Below are 15,466 nucleotides of genomic sequence, written 5' to 3'. Positions count from 1 at the left end.
ATTTTCCCCACAGGGAACTCCCACTACATTGCTAGTGTTTCACTTCCGATACAAAAACAATCACATGGAATGCCCTATGCCCAGACCCTCTTTTGTTGCGCCCCTGACCGGCTGCCTCTTGTCACTGGCCTGCGCACAAGCGTTTGCAGCGCCTTCACCTTATTCAACTATGGTCGTTTTCGGCGATAGCCTGGCAGACGCGGGCCAGTTTCCCGATGGTGTGTCCGGCGCGACCCTGCGCTTTACCAACCGCACCGGCCCTACATTCCAGGGTGACTATGGCCTGGTTTCATCGACCCTGCTGGGCTCGAAACTGGGGGTCGCGCCAAACGACCTGAATGCCTCGACCTCACCGGTTCGCGCGGTGCAAGGCTTGCCTGACGGCAACAACTGGGCGGTCGGCGGCTACCGTACCGACAACATCCTCGATTCCATCACCCAGGTCTCCAACACCGCGATCCCTCCCGGCAATACGGGCGCGGGCACGGTGTTGCGCAGTCGCCAGGGTTATCTGCCCGCAAACGGGGGCCGCGCCGACCCCAAGGCGCTGTATTTTCTGTCCGGTGGCGGTAATGACTTCCTGCAACAACGCGTCCTTAGCCCAGGCCAGGCCGTAGCCGCCGGCGGGCGCCTGGCCGACAGCGCCCAGGCCCTGCAACAAGCCGGCGCACGCTACATCATGGTGTGGATGCTGCCCGACCTGGGCCTGACACCCGCCATCAACGGCACGCCGCAGCAGGCAGCAACCTCCGCCCTGAGCACTATTTTCAATCAGGCCTTGGTCCAGCGCCTGTCGCAGATCGATGCCCAGATCATCCCATTGAATATCCCACTGCTGTTGCAGGAGTCCTTCGCCGACCCGGGCCGATTTGGCCTGGCGACCGGGCAGAACCTGACCGGCACCTGCTTCAGTGGTAACGGCTGCACCGCCAACCCGACCTATGGCATTGGCGGCACCCAACCGGACCCGACCAAGCTGATCTACAACGACTCGGTCCACCCGACCATTGCCGGGCAACGCTTGATCGCCGACTACGCCTATTCGCTGCTCGCCGCCCCCTGGGAACTGACCTTGCTGCCAGAGATGGCCCAAGGCACCCTGCGCGCCCATCAGGATGAATTGCGCAACCAATGGCAGGCGGACAACGGCAACTGGCAGGCCGTTGGCCAATGGCGCGCGATTGTCGCCGGTGGTGGCCAGCGCCTGGACTTCGACGGTCAAGGCCGCTCGGCCAGTGGCGACGGCAGTGGCTACAACCTGAATGTCGGCACCAGCTATCGCCTCGACGAGGGTTGGCGCGTAGGCGTGGCGGCCGGGCTGTATCGCCAGACGCTCGAAGCCGGCACCAGCGACTCGGACTACAAGCTCAACAGCTACATGGGCAGTGCATTCGCGCAATATCAGCACAATCACTGGTGGGCCGATGCCGCGCTGACCGGCGGCCGGCTGGACTTCGACAGCCTCAAGCGCAAGTTCGCCCTGGGCGTCAGCGAAGGCTCAGAAACAGGCGACACCGATGGCTGGCTCTGGGCCTTGAGCGGCCGCGTGGGCTATGACATTGCCGGGGTCGGTAGCGATTGGCACCTGTCACCGTTCATCAGCGCCGACTATGCGCGGGTCGAAGTCGATGGCTACGGGGAAAAAGGCAACCGCTCCACCGCGCTGACCTTTGATGATCAGCAGCGCGACTCCAGGCGCCTGGGCGTTGGCCTGCAGGGCAGCTACCGCGTCACCCCGCACACCCAGGTGTTTGGCGAAGTGGCTCACGAGCATGAGTTCGAGAATGACACCCAAAAGGTGAATATTTCGCTCAACAGCGTGCAGGGGATCGATTTCAAGCTGGACGGCTACACGCCTCGCAGCAATTCGGAGCGCTTGAGTCTCGGGGTCAGCCACAAGCTGACTGAGGAACTGGCGTTGCGCGCGGCGTATAACGTGAGGAAGGATGACAGCCTGACCCAGCAAGGGGTCAGTGTCGGGGTGAGCCTGGATTTCTAAACCGGTCGTAAGAACAACATAAAACTAATGTGGGAGCGAGCTTGCTCGCGATAGCGGTGTATCAGTGCCAGATTTATTGGCTGACACTCCGCAATCGCGGGCAAGTCGAATCGTCGCACCGCCGCTCCCACACAAGCCCACATTTAGCTCGGGATCGACCGTCAGTCTTGCGGCGTCTGCTCAGCCAACGCCACCGCACGGAACATCGCCCGGCGCTTGTTCAGGGTTTCTTCCCACTCAAGGGCCGGCACCGAGTCAGCCACGATCCCGCCGCCCGCCTGCACATGCAGTTCGCCGTCCTTGATCACCGCCGTGCGGATCGCAATGGCGGTGTCCATGTTGCCATTCCACGCAAAATAGCCCACGGCGCCGCCGTAGACACCACGCTTGACCGGCTCCAGTTCGTCGATGATTTCCATCGCGCGGATCTTCGGCGCGCCAGACAAGGTGCCCGCCGGCAGAATGGCGCGCAGCGCATCCATCGCCGTCAGGCCGGCCTTCAGCTCGCCGGTGACGTTGGACACGATGTGCATCACGTTGGAATAACGCTCGATCACCATCTTCTCGGTGAGTTTCACCGAGCCAATTTCCGAAACGCGCCCGGTGTCGTTACGCCCCAGGTCGATGAGCATCAAGTGCTCGGCGATTTCCTTGTCGTCCGACAGCAGGTCTTCTTCAAGCGCCAGGTCGGCCTCTTCGGTCGCACCACGGGGGCGCGTACCGGCAATCGGGCGCACGGTGATCAGGTTGTCTTCGACGCGCACCAGCACTTCCGGCGAGCTGCCCACCACGTGGAAGTCGCCAAAGTTGAAGAAGTACATGTACGGCGTCGGGTTGAAACAGCGCAGCGCCCGGTACAGGTCGATGGGCGCCGCCTTGAAGTCGATGGACATGCGCTGCGACGGCACCACTTGCATGCAGTCACCGGCGAGGATGTATTGCTTGATGGTCTCGACTGCGCGCTCGTAGTCATCCTGGGTAAAGCTGGAGCGAAACACCGGGTCGGCCGCCGGTGGACGGCTGAGGTCCAGGCCGCGACGCGGGGTGATCGGCTGGCGCAGCTTGTCCAGCAGGGCTTCGAGGCTGGCCTGGCCTTGCTCGAACGCATCGGCCTGGGCCGGGTCGGCCAGGACGATCGCGTGCATCTTGCCGGCCAGGTTGTCGAACACCACGACCGCGTCGGACACCATCAGCAGGATGTCCGGCACGCCCAACGGATCGGGGTTCGGGCATTTGCCCAGGCGCTGTTCCACGTAACGTACGCAGTCGTAGCCGAAATACCCCACCAGGCCGCCATTGAACCGCGGCAGGCCAGGGATGGTCGGCACGTTGTAGCGCGCCTTGAAATCTTCGACGAATGCCAGCGGGTCTTGCACATCGTGGCTTTCGATCTCGACGCCGTCATGGGTGATGCTGACGTGATGGTCGTGCACCCGCAAAACCGTGCGGCACGGCAGGCCGATGATCGAGTAACGCCCCCACTTCTCGCCGCCCTGCACCGATTCCAGCAGGTAGGAATTGGGCTCGTCGGCCAGTTTCAGGTAGATCGACAGCGGCGTATCGAAGTCGGCCAGGGTTTCCCGGGCCATGGGGATGCGGTTGTAGCCGGCAGCGGCCAAACGCAGGAATTCTTCGCGGATCATGAGGTGCCTCGTGGCGTGAGGGTCTAACAGTCAGGTAGGCAAACGTGCCGCAGCGCGGCCAGGATCAGTCAGGCGCGCCAACGCCAGCGGGCCAGGGCCTTGATGACTTTCATCCAGAGTTTGCGAGTGACCACCACGATGGGATTTCCAGAAGGGGATGGGACAGCGTCGGGCAACGTTATCTCAGCGCCCGCTCCCAGGCAACTGGGGATTAGCTGTCGCAGGTCATCAATGACCAGCGCCGGTGACTCTTCGGCAATCGGTCGGCCATGGTTGTAGCCGTAGCTCAGGGCCACGCACTGCACGCCCGCGGCTTTTGCGGCCAGCACATCGCTGCGCGAATCGCCGATAAACAACGACTGGGAGGCCGGGATATTGGCCATTTTCATCACAAAGAACAGCGCCGCCGGATCGGGCTTTTTCTGTGGCAGGGTATCGCCGCCAATGATCCAGCGGAAATACCGGCCGATCTTCATCTGGTCCAGCAACGGTGCGACGAAGCGCTCCGGCTTGTTGGTGATCAGGGCCATTTCCACGCCCTGCTTGTGCAGCCACTTGAGGGTGTCGCGTACGCCGGGGTAAACCACGGTCAGCTCGTGGCCGTCTTCGTAGGCGGCGTTGAACAGTTCCAGCGCGTGCTCGGCCTCCACCTCATCGACGCCTTCGGCATCGATGTGATTGGCCAGGGCCCGACGCACCAGCATGTGCACACCGTTGCCGACCCAGTCGCGCACCGACTCGATGCCAACCGGTTTGCGCCCCAGCTTGAGCAACATGTGATCCACCGCAGCCGCCAGGTCCGGCACCGAATCGACCAGGGTGCCGTCCAGGTCGAACATCACCAGCCGCGGCAATTTACCGGGAAACAGTTGCTCAAAACCGCTCATGGACGCGCCAGCGCCAGTTCTGCACGCATGTTGCCGATCACGGCCTGGTAGTCAGGGGTGTTGAAGATCGCCGAGCCGGCGACGAAGGTATCGGCGCCCGCCGCAGCGATGTCGCGGATGTTGTGGACATTGACCCCACCGTCGATCTCCAGGCGGATATCGCGGCCAGAGGCATCGATCAGCGCACGGGCTTCACGCAGCTTGTCGAGGGTGCCGGGGATGAACTTCTGCCCGCCAAAGCCTGGGTTGACGCTCATCAACAAGACCATGTCGACCTTGTCCATCACGTACTTGAGGGTGTCCAGCGGGGTCGCCGGGTTGAACACCAGGCCGGCCTTGCAGCCACCTTCGCGGATCAGTTGCAGGGAACGGTCGATATGCAGCGTGGCTTCCGGGTGGAAGGTGATGTAGGTCGCACCGGCCTCGATGAAGTCGCCAATGATGCGGTCCACCGGGCTGACCATCAGGTGCACATCGATAGGCGCAGTCACGCCGTACTTGCGCAGCGCCGCGCAGACCATCGGGCCGATGGTCAGGTTTGGCACATAGTGGTTGTCCATGACATCGAAGTGCACGAAGTCGGCACCGGCGGCCAATACGTTGTCCACTTCCTCACCCAGGCGGGCGAAGTCGGCGGAGAGGATCGATGGAGCAATAACGAAGGGCTGCATGACGCACCTTTTCTGAGCTAAATCACAATGGCGCGCATTGTATACCTCATGCTTTGCTGCGCGCACCGTGACCTGACTCAATGGCTAGTAGGCAGCGCGGTAGATTTTTTCGATATCCGCCGCGCTGAGCTTGCGTGGGTTGTTGCGCATCAGCCGCTCGATACCCGCCGCCTCTAGCGCCATGGCCGGGATCGCGTCCTCGGGCACGCCGAAGCTGCGCAGGCCGGATGGGATCTCCACTGCGGCACACAGTCGCGTCATGGCCTCCACCGCCTGGTCGGCCGCCTCGTTGACGCTCAAGCCTGTGATATTCACCCCCATGGCCTGGGCGACATCCTGCATACGCTCGACACAGGCCAACTTGTTCCAGTGCATCACATAGGGCAGCAGCAACGCATTGCCCACCCCATGGGCAATATTGAAACGCCCGCCCAACGGGTAGGCCAACGCATGCACCGCGCCCACCCCGGCATTGCCGAAGGCCATGCCGGCCATCAGGCTGGCAGTGGCCATATCGTCACGCGCCTGCAGGTTGGCCGGGTTGGCATAAGCCTTGGGCAAGGCCTTGGCGATCAACTTGATCGCGCCAATGGCCAGGGCATCGGTGATCGGCGAGGCATTCAGGGACAGATAGGACTCGATGGCATGCACCAGGGCATCCACGCCACTGGCTGCCGTGACACTACGCGGGCAGGTCAGGGTCATTTGCGGGCTGATCAGCGCAACATCCGGCAGCAGGTAGTCGCTGACGATGCCTTTTTTCAATTGCGCGGCCTTGTCCGAGAGAATCGCCACATTGGTCACTTCCGAACCGGTGCCGGCCGTGGTCGGGATGGCGATCAGCGGCGGGCCCTTGCGCGGCACCTGGTCCACGCCAAACAGGTCCGCCAGGGCGCCGTGATAACCGGCATAGGCGGCGACGCTCTTGGCGATATCGATGGCGCTGCCACCGCCCAGGCCGATCAGGCCGTCATGCCCGCCGTCACGGTAGGCCTGCATGCAGTCTTCAACGATCGCGAGCTCCGGGTCGGGCAACACCCGGTCGAAGATCTCGTAGGGACGATCGCCCAACTGCGCCAACGCCAGCTGCACCGTGCCAGACTTGATCAGCGCGGCATCGGTGACGATCAACGGGTTATCGATATCCAGCCGGGTCAGCTCGGCGGCCAATTGCTCGATGGCGCCTGGGCCGGTGAGCAATTTGTGGGCGATCTTGAATGAGGAGGTACTCATGTGCGCGGCCTCTTGTAAATTGTGGGGCTGGCACAAGAATAGCTGAGGGATAAGGGTTGTCTGCCATTGAGCGGCTGAATGGTCAGATGATTCAGAGCGGGCACGCTCAATGTAGGAGCTGGCTTGCCTGCGATGGCATCGACTCGGTGCCTCAGGTGTACCGAGTCGATGCCATCGCAGGCAAGCCAGCTCCCACAGATGATCGGGTTTCAGCAGTCAGACCTGCGCCGTACGCAGTTTTTCGCTGCGCCCACGCAACCACTCCAGGGTCAGCAACAACACCACCGAGAAGGCGATCAGCAAGGTGGCCGCAGCGGCAATGGTCGGGCTGAGGTTTTCGCGGATGCCGCTGAACATCTGCCGAGGCAAGGTGGCCTGCTCGGGGCCGGCGAGAAACAGGGTCACCACCACCTCATCAAACGAGGTGGCAAAGGCAAACAGCGCCCCGGAAATAACCCCCGGCGCAATCAGCGGCAGCGTCACCCGGCGAAACGCGGTCAACGGCGACGCCCCCAGGCTGGCTGCGGCCCGCACCAGGTTATGGTTGAAGCCCTGCAACGTTGCCGACACGGTAATGATCACAAAGGGCACGCCCAGCACCGCATGCACCACGATCAGCGAAAAAAAGCTGTTGCCCAGCCCCAGCGGGGCGAAGAACAGGTAGCTCGCCACGCCGATAATCACTACCGGCACCACCATCGGCGAAATCACCAGGGCCATCACCAGCGCCTTGCCAGGAAAATGGCCACGGGTCAGGCCGATGGCCGCCAGCGTGCCAAACACCATCGCCAGTACGGTGGCCGCCGGCGCGACGATGATGCTGTTCTTCAAGGCGCGCATCCATTCCGCCGAGGCGAAGAAATCCTGGTACCAGTGCAGCGAAAACCCTTGCAGCGGGTACACCAGGAAACTCCCGGAGTTGAATGACAGCGGGATGATCACCAGCACTGGCAGGATCAGGAACAACAGGATCAAGCCGCAAAGGATCCGCAAGCTGTAGAACCACACCCGCTCGATGGGTGACCTATAAGGACTACTGGACATTTGAGGCGCTCCTCAGCTCAGGCGCAGGCGGCTGGCGCCCACCAGCCAGTTGTAGATCAGGTACAGCACCACGGTCGCCAGCAGCAGCAAGCCGCCCAGCGCGGTGGCCATGCCCCAGTTGATGCTGGTGTTGGTGTAGAACGCCACGAAGTAGCTAACCATCTGGTCGTTCGGGCTGCCCAGCAGGGCCGGAGTGATGTAGTAGCCAATCGCCAGAATAAACACCAACAGGCAACCGGCGCCTACGCCCGCGTAGGTCTGTGGGAAGTACACCCGCCAGAAACTGGCGAATGGATGACAACCCAAAGAGATCGCCGCACGCATATAGGTCGGTGAAATGCCCTTCATCACGCTGTAGATCGGCAGGATCATGAACGGCAACAGGATATGCACCATGGAGATGTAGACCCCCAGCCGGTTGAACACCAACTCCAGGGGTTTATCGATGATGCCCAGGCCCATCAGCGCGCCGTTGATCAGCCCGCCGGACTGCAGCAACACAATCCACGCGGCCACGCGCACCAGTACCGAAGTCCAGAAGGGCAACAGCACCAGGATCATCAGCAGGTTACTTTGCCGCGCCGGCAGGTTGGCCAGCAGGTACGCCAGCGGATAGGCCAGCAGCAGGCAGCACACGGTAATCACCAGGCCCATCCAGAAGGTACGGGCGAAGATATCGAGGTAGATCGCCTGGTCCGGCGTGGCCGGGGCGACTTCGCCGAGGTCGTCGATCCGGTGATCGACCGCCGCCAGCAGGTAATACGGCGTCAGGTTGCTGGTGTTGCGCCGGATGGCCTGCCAGTACGCGGGGTCGCCCCAGCGCTCGTCGAGGTTTTCCAGCGCTTCTTTATAAGAGGCCGGCACTTCGCTAAACGGCAGCGCCCGCGCAGTTTTGGTCAACAGGCTGCGGTAGCCCGCCAGTTCCATGTTCAAGCGCTTGGACAGGTCGCCCAGGGTCTGGTTTTTACGGGCTTCACCCAGGTCCTCGCTGATGGCCTGGTACACCGGCTCGTCGGGCAGGCCGCGACCATCCCAGGCGGTCACCGCCACCACGGTACGCGGCAGGCCGGCGACCACTTCCGGGTTACCGACGCTTTTGTAGAGCAGCGCAACGATGGGCACCAGGAACACCAGCAGCAAAAACACCACCAGTGGCGCAATCAACGCCTGGGCTTTCCAGCGGTTAAGCCGCTCGGCACGGGCCAGACGCTGTTTCAAGCTGGGGGTGGTGACCTCGTTCGAGGGAACGGCGATGGCCATGGCAAACTCCGGAAAATCTACAGTTGGAACCCGTGTGAAAGGCCCCCTTGTGGGAGCCGGGCTTGCCCGCGATGGCAGCGCCTCGGTGTGTCAGGTGTACCGAGGTGATGCCATCGCAGGCAAGCCAGCTCCCACAGGGGTTAAGCGGTGGGGCTTGTTATTTGGCAGCCCAGGAATTGAAGCGCTGCTCCAACTGCTCGCCGTTATCCGCCCAGAAGCTCACATCGATCTGCACCTGGTTGGCGATGTTTTCCGGGGTGGTCGGCATATCCTTGAGGATGTCCTTGGCCAGCAGCGGCACAGCCTGGGTATTGGCCGGGCCGTAGGCGATGTTTTCCGAGTAGGTTTTCTGTTGTTGCGGGGCGACGGAGAAGGCGATGAATTTCTTCGCGGCTTCGGCGCGCTCCTTGCCGAGGCCCTTGGGGATCGCCCAGGCATCGAAATCGTAGATGCCACCGTTCCACACCACTTTCAGGTTGCTCTCTTTTTGCACGGCGGCGATCCGGCCATTGTAGGCCGAACTCATCACCACATCGCCCGAGGCCAGGTACTGCGGCGGTTGTGCGCCGGCTTCCCACCACTGGATCGACGGCTTGAGCTCATCGAGTTTCTTGAAGGCGCGGTCCTGGCCATCTTTGCTGGCCAGCACTTTATAGACATCCTTGGGCGCCACACCGTCAGCCATCAGGGCGAATTCCAGGGTGTACTTGGCGCCTTTGCGCAGGCCACGCTTGCCCGGGAAGTTTTTGGTATCCCAGAAATCCACCCAACCGGTGGGCGCAGTCTTCAATTTGTCGGCGTTGTACGCCATCACCGTGGACCACACGAAGAAACCCACGCCGCAAGGCTGGATCGCGCCTTTCACATAGTCATCGGGGTTGCCGAACAGCTTCGGGTCCAACGGCTCGAACATGTCTTCGTCACAGCCACGGGACAATTCCGGCGACTCGACCTCCACCAAGTCCCAGGACACGCTCTTGGTGTCGACCATGGCTTTGACCTTGGCCATCTCGCCGTTGTATTCACCCGCGATGATCTTGCCGTTGCCCGCACTTTCCCACGGGGCATAGAAGGCCTTGACCTGGGCCGCCTTGTTCGCGCCGCCAAACGACACCACCGTCAGGTCCGGGCCGGCCATGACCTGTGAAGCACCTGCCAGGCCAATGGCCAGGGCGGTCAATTTCAGGGATCTCAACATTTATTGTTCTCTCCACGTGCAGGGTTGGGTGAAGCCAAGGGGGCGATCAATTCGCCTCTAGAAGTGGGTCGAGTGCGCGAACGTGCTCGACTTGCCAGCCAATCGGAACCACATCGCCGACCGTCAGCGCCGGGTCCAGCTCGGCGATCGGTTGTTTCACAAAGAAATCGGCCTTGCCGCAGACTTCCAGGCGCACGCGCACGTGGTCGCCCAGGTAGATAAATTCGGCCACCCGGCCCGAGAAGCGGTTGTTGCAGCTCTGGCTGGAACCGTTGAGGCTGACCCGCTCCGGGCGTACCGACAGGGTCACCGGGCCGCCGATCTGCCCGACATTCACCGCCAGCGCCTCGACCTTCTCGCCCCGCGCCAGCTCGACCACGCAACGCTCGCCGGTGTGGCTGTGCAGGCGGCCGTTAAGGCGGTTGTTCTCGCCGATGAAGTTGGCGACGAAGGTGTTTTTCGGCTCCTCATACAAGGTGCGCGGCGGGGCGATCTGCTGGATCTCGCCCTGGTGGAACACCGCCACCCGGTCGGACATGGTCAGCGCCTCGCCCTGATCGTGGGTCACGTAGACCACCGTCACACCGAGGCGCTGGTGCAGGTGCTTGATCTCCATCTGCATATGTTCACGCAGCTGTTTATCGAGGGCACCGAGGGGTTCGTCCATCAGTACCAGTTGCGGCTCGAACACCAGGGCGCGGGCCAGGGCCACCCGCTGCTGCTGGCCGCCGGAGAGTTGCGCCGGGTAGCGCTGGGCGAAGGCGTCGAGCTGGACCATGCTCAGCACGCGCTTGGCCCGCTCGCTGACATCGGTTTTGCTCAAGCCGCGCACCGTCAGAGGGAACGCCAGGTTCTCGGCCACGGTCATGTGCGGGAACAGCGCATAGTTCTGGAACACCATGCCAATGTCGCGCTTGTGCGGCGGCACATTATTGATCGAGCGCCCGGCCAGCAGGATTTCCCCGGCGGTCGGCGTCTCAAAGCCGGCGAGCATCATCAGGCTGGTGGTCTTGCCCGAGCCGGACGGGCCCAGCAGGGTGAGGAATTCGCCCTTGCGGATGTCCAGGTTGAGGTCTTTGACGATCAGGTTCTCGCCGTCGTAGCTCTTCTGCACACCACGAAAGCTGACCAGCACATCATTTGCATCCACCTCACTCATACCCGCACCTTTTTGTTTTGGACTGCTGTGGCGCTAGCGTAGTCCAGGCGCAAGCCCCCGGAAATCGGGGCGCAGGAGAGATTGGCATCAGCCGGGTGGAAGGTTCGGGGTAGGGATTGCCCTACACGGATGGCGGGCTGGGGACAGTTGAGCGGCAAGCTTCAAGCGACAAGCTGCAAGCACGGGCTTCCCGGGGTTTGGGCGATGTCGCGAATAGATACGTCCCTACAGGAGTTTGTGCTCCAACGCGTACTTCACCAGTTCCGCCAGGGAGGTGATGTTGAGCTTTTGCATCAAGCGCGCCTTGTGAGTGCTGATGGTCTTGCTGCTCAAGGCCAGTTGCTGGGCGATATCGTTCACGTTGGCGCCCTGGGCCAAACGCTCGAACACCGAGAACTCACGCTCGGACAACAGCGAGTGCAAGGGCCGGGCATCGGTGAGGCCGACTTCAAACACCATGCGGTCCGCCAGGTCCGGGTCGATATAGCGCCCCCCTGCGGCCACCTTGCGGATCGCCGTCAACAACAGCGCCGGGTCGCTGTCCTTGGTGGCATACCCTGCCGCGCCAACCTTCAGCGCCCGGGCGGCCATTTGTGCCTCGTCATGCATCGACAACACCAGGATGGCCGGTGGATTGTTCAGCGCGCGGATCCGGGCAATGGCTTCCAGGCCATTGACCCCGGGCATGGAAATATCCAGCAACACCACCTCGCACGGAATATGGCGCAAGGCTTCCAACAGCTGTTCGCCGTTCCCCGCCTCGCCGACCACCAGCAGGTCCTTGGCCAGGCCGATCAACTGCTTGATGCCTTCACGGACGATGGTGTGGTCTTCGGCTACCAATATGCGGATCACGGGACTTTCCTCTCTATATAGCGATTAAACGCCGACATTCAAAATATGGGAGCGGGCAAGCCCGCTCCCACAAGGGGTCTATGGCGAATCCAACGGCACTGTAACGCTCAGGGTGGTGCCCTCCCCCAGCTCACTGTCCAACGTCAACTGCCCGCCCATGATCAGCACCCGCTCGCGCATGCCCACCAGGCCAAACGACACCGGGCGCCCCGGCGCGGGGACGAAGCCTGCGCCGTCGTCACTGATGGTCAACCGCAGATTGGTGCCCTCCACCGCCAGGGTCAGCTCCACAGTGTGCGCCTGGGCATGGCGCATCACATTGGTCAGTGCCTCTTGCAGGATGCGGAACAGGCCGATGGCCTTGGCGTCGCTCAAGGTCGGGAGGTTGTCCGGCACTTGCACCAGGCAGGGAATCTGCGTGCGGGCCTCAAACCGCCGCGCCTGCCACTCGATGGCCGAGGCGATCCCCGCGTCGAGAATCGGCGGGCGCAACGCGGTGGCCACATCGCGGACCAGTTGAAACAGCTGGGCGATCAGGCGCTTCATGCTATTGAGGCGCTCGTGCAGGCCAGGGTCCATGTGCGCGTAGGCCAGCTCGCACATGGACGTTTCCAGCTTCAGCACCGTCAGCATCTGCCCCAGCTCATCGTGGACTTCGCGGGCGATCCGCGCTTTCTCTTCCTCACGCACAGTTTCCAGGTGGGCCGACAGTTCGCGCAGTTGCGCTCGCGAGGCGTCCAGCTCCAGTTCGATGCGTTTGCTGTCGCTGATGTCCCAGACGATCCCGTCCCAGACCACCGCGCCGTCGTCCAGGCGCCGGGTGACTGCCTTGATCTCGGCCCAGCGCTGCTCGCCCTGCCGGGTCAGGATCCGGCCTTGCCACGACCAATTGCTCTCGGTGTCGATGGCCTGGTCCTGGGTCTGGTGATAACTGGCGCGATCCTGCGGGTGTACCAGGCTGCGCAGCCCCACATCACGATGGCTGAGCACGGCCGGCGAATAGCCCACCAGACGTTCGCTGCCTTCGCTGATATAGGCAAAGTCGATGGCGGCGCTCAACGGCAGGCGCTCCAGGCGAAACACCAGCCCCGGCACATTGGCGGCGATGCCTTGCAGGCGCGCTTCACTTTCCTGCAACGCGGCCAAGGCCCGTCGCCGCTCGGTGACGTCATTGAGGTACACCACCAGGTATTCGCCACCGGCAAAACGCAGGAAACTCAGGGACACGTCCGTGGGCAACAGGCTGCCATCCGCGCGCAGGCACTGGGTGGCGAAGCTCTGTGGCCCGTCCTCGCTGGCGCGCGCACGTTTCCACAGGCTCAGCCAGCGGTCCATGCTCAGGTTGGGCTCGAACTCGATCAGCGGGCGCTCGATCAACGCGCCCGGGGCGTAGCCGAGCATGCTTTCGGCGGCGACGTTGGCGTAGCGCACATGGCTGTCCCAATTGACCCAGAGAATGCCGACGGTGCTTTGATCGATGGAGAACTGGGTCAGGCGCAAGGCTTCGGCGCCCGCGGCACGGGCGGCGCTTTCCTCACGCGCGGCCAGCAACTGATGCTCCAGGACATGTTTTTGCCGACGCTGCCACAGGGCAACCGCCAGGCACGCGAGCAACAGCAGGCCCAGCAGCAAGCTGAGGTTTTGCCAGAACCCCGGCGACTCCGACAACCGTGGATATTTGGGCTGCAGCCAGCGGGCGTGCAATTGCTCCAGCTCACGGGCAGGAATGGCCCGCAGGCCGCTCTCGACAATGTCCGCCAAGGCCGGCCAGTCTCGCCGGGTGGCCACCCGCAGCAGTTGCGGCAGGCCAATATCGCCGACCACCGCCAGGCCGGCGAATTCGGGCTCGACCGACAGCCGGCTCAACTGCGCCTCATCGATCACCGCATAGCGCGCCTGCTGGCTGACCAACAATTGCAGGGCCTGGCGCTCCAGCGGCACGCCTTGCAGGTTCAGGTTGGGGTAATTGCTGCGCAAGTAGTCCGCCACGGCACTGGGCATACGCACCGCAACCCGCGAGTGTTCGTCGAGTTTTTCCAGGTCCACCGCGCCGCTGCCGTCGCGGATGCCCACAATGTGCTGGGGCACGCGCATGTAAGGGTCGGAGAACAACCACAGGCGCAGGCCGGCCGGGGTTTGCAGCAGGCCCGGGGCCAGGTCGACCGCGTCCTCGCGCAGGGCGTCCTCCAACTGCTCTTGCGTGGGGAAGTTGCGCCAGCTCAGCTCAATATTCAGCGCCTTGGCCAGCGCCTGCATCAGCTCGATATTGGCCCCGGACAACCGCTGCAGGCGCCGGTCATATTGCGCGTAGGGCGCCTGCAACACCACGCCGACCCGCAATGGCGGGGGCTGCGCCCGCCACTCGCGCTGCTGGGGACTGAGCACCGCCGGCGGCACCACGGACGCAGGCGCGGCACTTGCCATCAAGGGAAAGCACAGAGCGCCGATAACCAGCAGACAGCGAAAAATCATCATTCACATCTCACATCCAACCCATTAGGCTGCCGGAATCACTTCTGGCCGGAATTGCACTATGCCCCTGCTTCACCGTTCGACACTGCCAGCATTGTGCCTGTCGCTGCTGTTTACCAGCACCTTTTGCGTGCAGGCGGCGGATACCGCGCCGGCTGCCGCCGAAAAGCCACCCGAGCGCCAGCCTTTGCCCGAGCGCAGCCAGGAGGAAGCCAGCGCCCTGGAGCGACAACTGCCGCCCCAGGAACAGCAACAATTGCAGGCCGGCGATGAGTCGTTCCTGGCCCTGTGGAAACCGGCCAACAGCGCCGAGCCGCAAGGGGTGGTGATTCTCGTCCCCGGCGCCGGGGAAACCGCTGACTGGCCGCAAGCCATCGGGCCTTTGCGTCAGAAGTTGCCGGATGCACAGTGGGCCAGCCTGAGCCTGTCACTGCCCGACCAGAGCCTGGACACCCTGCCACCCCGGGTCATCCAGGCCCCCGAGGCGGCCATCGATACCAGCAGCAAGGATGCCAGCACTGCCGCGCCCAAGCCGATCGAACAGGCAGCCAGCGCCGAAGCCGAAGGCACCGACCCGGCCGTGGTCCCCGGCGTGGATGAGCAGGACAAGACCGACGCAACACGGATCTTCGCCCGTATCGATGCCGCCGTCGCCTATGCCCAGACCCAGAACGCCCGCACAGTCGTGTTGCTCGGGCACGGGACCGGGGCCTGGTGGGCGGCGCGCTACCTGAGCGAAAAACAACCAGCCCAGGTGCAGAAGTTCATCATGGTCGCGGCGCAAACACCGGTGGGCCGTCAGCCAGACCTGCAACAGTTGGCGCCAACCTTGAAGCTGGCAACCGCCGATATCTTCTACCAGGACAACGCCCTGGCCGGCAAAATGGCGCTGGAGCGCAGCCAGGCGAGCAAGCGCCTGAAGAATGACCACTACAGGCAGGTGTCCTTAAAGACGCTCCCCGGCAATAGTCCGGCAGCCCAGGAGCAGTTGTACCGGCGCATTCGCGGCTGGTTGAGCCCGCCAGGCAGCGGTAGCTGATACCCA

At 63.0% G+C, this 15,466-nt stretch carries 12 protein-coding genes; 2 read left to right on the top strand and 10 right to left on the bottom strand.

All coding sequences use genetic code 11. The features are described from left to right. Positions 1 to 76 precede the first annotated feature (76 nt). Positions 77 to 1,999, top strand: a complete 1,923-nt coding sequence (estP, locus tag AO268_RS14050) for an esterase EstP (protein WP_099169006.1) — start codon at positions 77 to 79, stop codon at positions 1,997 to 1,999. Positions 2,000 to 2,160: 161 nt separating this feature from the next. Here estP and trpE read toward each other — a convergent pair whose 3' ends face one another. From trpE to AO268_RS13995, 10 genes are all read right to left on the bottom strand, one after another. Further along, positions 2,161 to 3,642 carry an anthranilate synthase component I gene (gene trpE, locus AO268_RS14045; RefSeq protein WP_076962215.1) on the bottom strand — a complete coding sequence of 494 codons (1,482 nt, stop codon included), beginning with the start codon at positions 3,640 to 3,642 and terminating at the stop codon, positions 2,161 to 2,163. A gap of 68 nt (positions 3,643 to 3,710) precedes the next feature. After that, the gene (locus AO268_RS14040) at positions 3,711 to 4,529 is read right to left on the bottom strand and encodes a phosphoglycolate phosphatase (protein ID WP_099169005.1); all 819 of its coding nucleotides are present in this window, start codon (positions 4,527 to 4,529) and stop codon (positions 3,711 to 3,713) included. Next, positions 4,526 to 5,200 (bottom strand): ribulose-phosphate 3-epimerase, encoded by a 675-nt coding sequence (rpe, locus tag AO268_RS14035; protein WP_076962217.1) that lies wholly within the window; start codon positions 5,198 to 5,200, stop codon positions 4,526 to 4,528. Before rpe ends, AO268_RS14040 begins: the two co-directional genes overlap by 4 nt. A gap of 84 nt (positions 5,201 to 5,284) precedes the next feature. Continuing rightward, entirely contained in the window at positions 5,285 to 6,433 is a 1,149-nt protein-coding gene (locus AO268_RS14030) for an iron-containing alcohol dehydrogenase (RefSeq protein WP_099169004.1), read from the bottom strand. A 216-nt stretch (positions 6,434 to 6,649) separates the two neighbouring features. Next, positions 6,650 to 7,477 (bottom strand): ABC transporter permease, encoded by an 828-nt coding sequence (locus AO268_RS14020; RefSeq protein ID WP_076962219.1) that lies wholly within the window; start codon positions 7,475 to 7,477, stop codon positions 6,650 to 6,652. A gap of 12 nt (positions 7,478 to 7,489) precedes the next feature. Continuing rightward, a complete protein-coding gene (locus tag AO268_RS14015; protein WP_099169003.1) occupies positions 7,490 to 8,737 on the bottom strand; it encodes an ABC transporter permease in 1,248 nt (415 codons plus the stop codon). A gap of 157 nt (positions 8,738 to 8,894) precedes the next feature. Beyond that, positions 8,895 to 9,935 (bottom strand): ABC transporter substrate-binding protein, encoded by a 1,041-nt coding sequence (locus AO268_RS14010; RefSeq protein ID WP_076962221.1) that lies wholly within the window; start codon positions 9,933 to 9,935, stop codon positions 8,895 to 8,897. A 46-nt stretch (positions 9,936 to 9,981) separates the two neighbouring features. Continuing rightward, the gene (locus tag AO268_RS14005; RefSeq protein WP_099169002.1) at positions 9,982 to 11,094 is read right to left on the bottom strand and encodes an ABC transporter ATP-binding protein; all 1,113 of its coding nucleotides are present in this window, start codon (positions 11,092 to 11,094) and stop codon (positions 9,982 to 9,984) included. Positions 11,095 to 11,319: 225 nt separating this feature from the next. After that, the gene (locus AO268_RS14000) at positions 11,320 to 11,949 is read right to left on the bottom strand and encodes a response regulator (RefSeq protein ID WP_076962223.1); all 630 of its coding nucleotides are present in this window, start codon (positions 11,947 to 11,949) and stop codon (positions 11,320 to 11,322) included. A 78-nt stretch (positions 11,950 to 12,027) separates the two neighbouring features. After that, positions 12,028 to 14,421, bottom strand: a complete 2,394-nt coding sequence (locus tag AO268_RS13995) for a PAS domain-containing sensor histidine kinase (RefSeq protein WP_176561371.1) — start codon at positions 14,419 to 14,421, stop codon at positions 12,028 to 12,030. Positions 14,422 to 14,482: 61 nt separating this feature from the next. Between AO268_RS13995 and AO268_RS13990 the strand changes: the two genes are divergently transcribed. Next, positions 14,483 to 15,460: an alpha/beta hydrolase family protein gene (locus tag AO268_RS13990; protein ID WP_099169000.1), complete on the top strand. Its 978-nt coding sequence runs from the start codon at positions 14,483 to 14,485 to the stop codon at positions 15,458 to 15,460. The last annotated feature ends 6 nt before the right edge of the window (positions 15,461 to 15,466 follow it).

The organism is Pseudomonas sp. ICMP 8385 (assembly GCF_002699915.1).
Taxonomy (GTDB): domain Bacteria; phylum Pseudomonadota; class Gammaproteobacteria; order Pseudomonadales; family Pseudomonadaceae; genus Aquipseudomonas; species Aquipseudomonas gessardii.
This window is presented reverse-complemented; position numbering and strand designations above follow the sequence as displayed.

What these genes read in the sequence shown, in the direction of transcription:
- estP (WP_099169006.1), top strand. Translation starts at nt 77, where the DNA reads ATGCCCAGACCCTCTTTTGTTGCGCCCCTGACCGGCTGCCTCTTGTCA.
- trpE (WP_076962215.1), bottom strand. Translation starts at nt 3,642, where the DNA reads ATGATCCGCGAAGAATTCCTGCGTTTGGCCGCTGCCGGCTACAACCGC.
- AO268_RS14040 (WP_099169005.1), bottom strand. Translation starts at nt 4,529, where the DNA reads ATGAGCGGTTTTGAGCAACTGTTTCCCGGTAAATTGCCGCGGCTGGTG.
- rpe (WP_076962217.1), bottom strand. Translation starts at nt 5,200, where the DNA reads ATGCAGCCCTTCGTTATTGCTCCATCGATCCTCTCCGCCGACTTCGCC.
- AO268_RS14030 (WP_099169004.1), bottom strand. Translation starts at nt 6,433, where the DNA reads ATGAGTACCTCCTCATTCAAGATCGCCCACAAATTGCTCACCGGCCCA.
- AO268_RS14020 (WP_076962219.1), bottom strand. Translation starts at nt 7,477, where the DNA reads ATGTCCAGTAGTCCTTATAGGTCACCCATCGAGCGGGTGTGGTTCTAC.
- AO268_RS14015 (WP_099169003.1), bottom strand. Translation starts at nt 8,737, where the DNA reads ATGGCCATCGCCGTTCCCTCGAACGAGGTCACCACCCCCAGCTTGAAA.
- AO268_RS14010 (WP_076962221.1), bottom strand. Translation starts at nt 9,935, where the DNA reads ATGTTGAGATCCCTGAAATTGACCGCCCTGGCCATTGGCCTGGCAGGT.
- AO268_RS14005 (WP_099169002.1), bottom strand. Translation starts at nt 11,094, where the DNA reads ATGAGTGAGGTGGATGCAAATGATGTGCTGGTCAGCTTTCGTGGTGTG.
- AO268_RS13995 (WP_176561371.1), bottom strand. Translation starts at nt 14,421, where the DNA reads ATGATTTTTCGCTGTCTGCTGGTTATCGGCGCTCTGTGCTTTCCCTTG.
- AO268_RS13990 (WP_099169000.1), top strand. Translation starts at nt 14,483, where the DNA reads ATGCCCCTGCTTCACCGTTCGACACTGCCAGCATTGTGCCTGTCGCTG.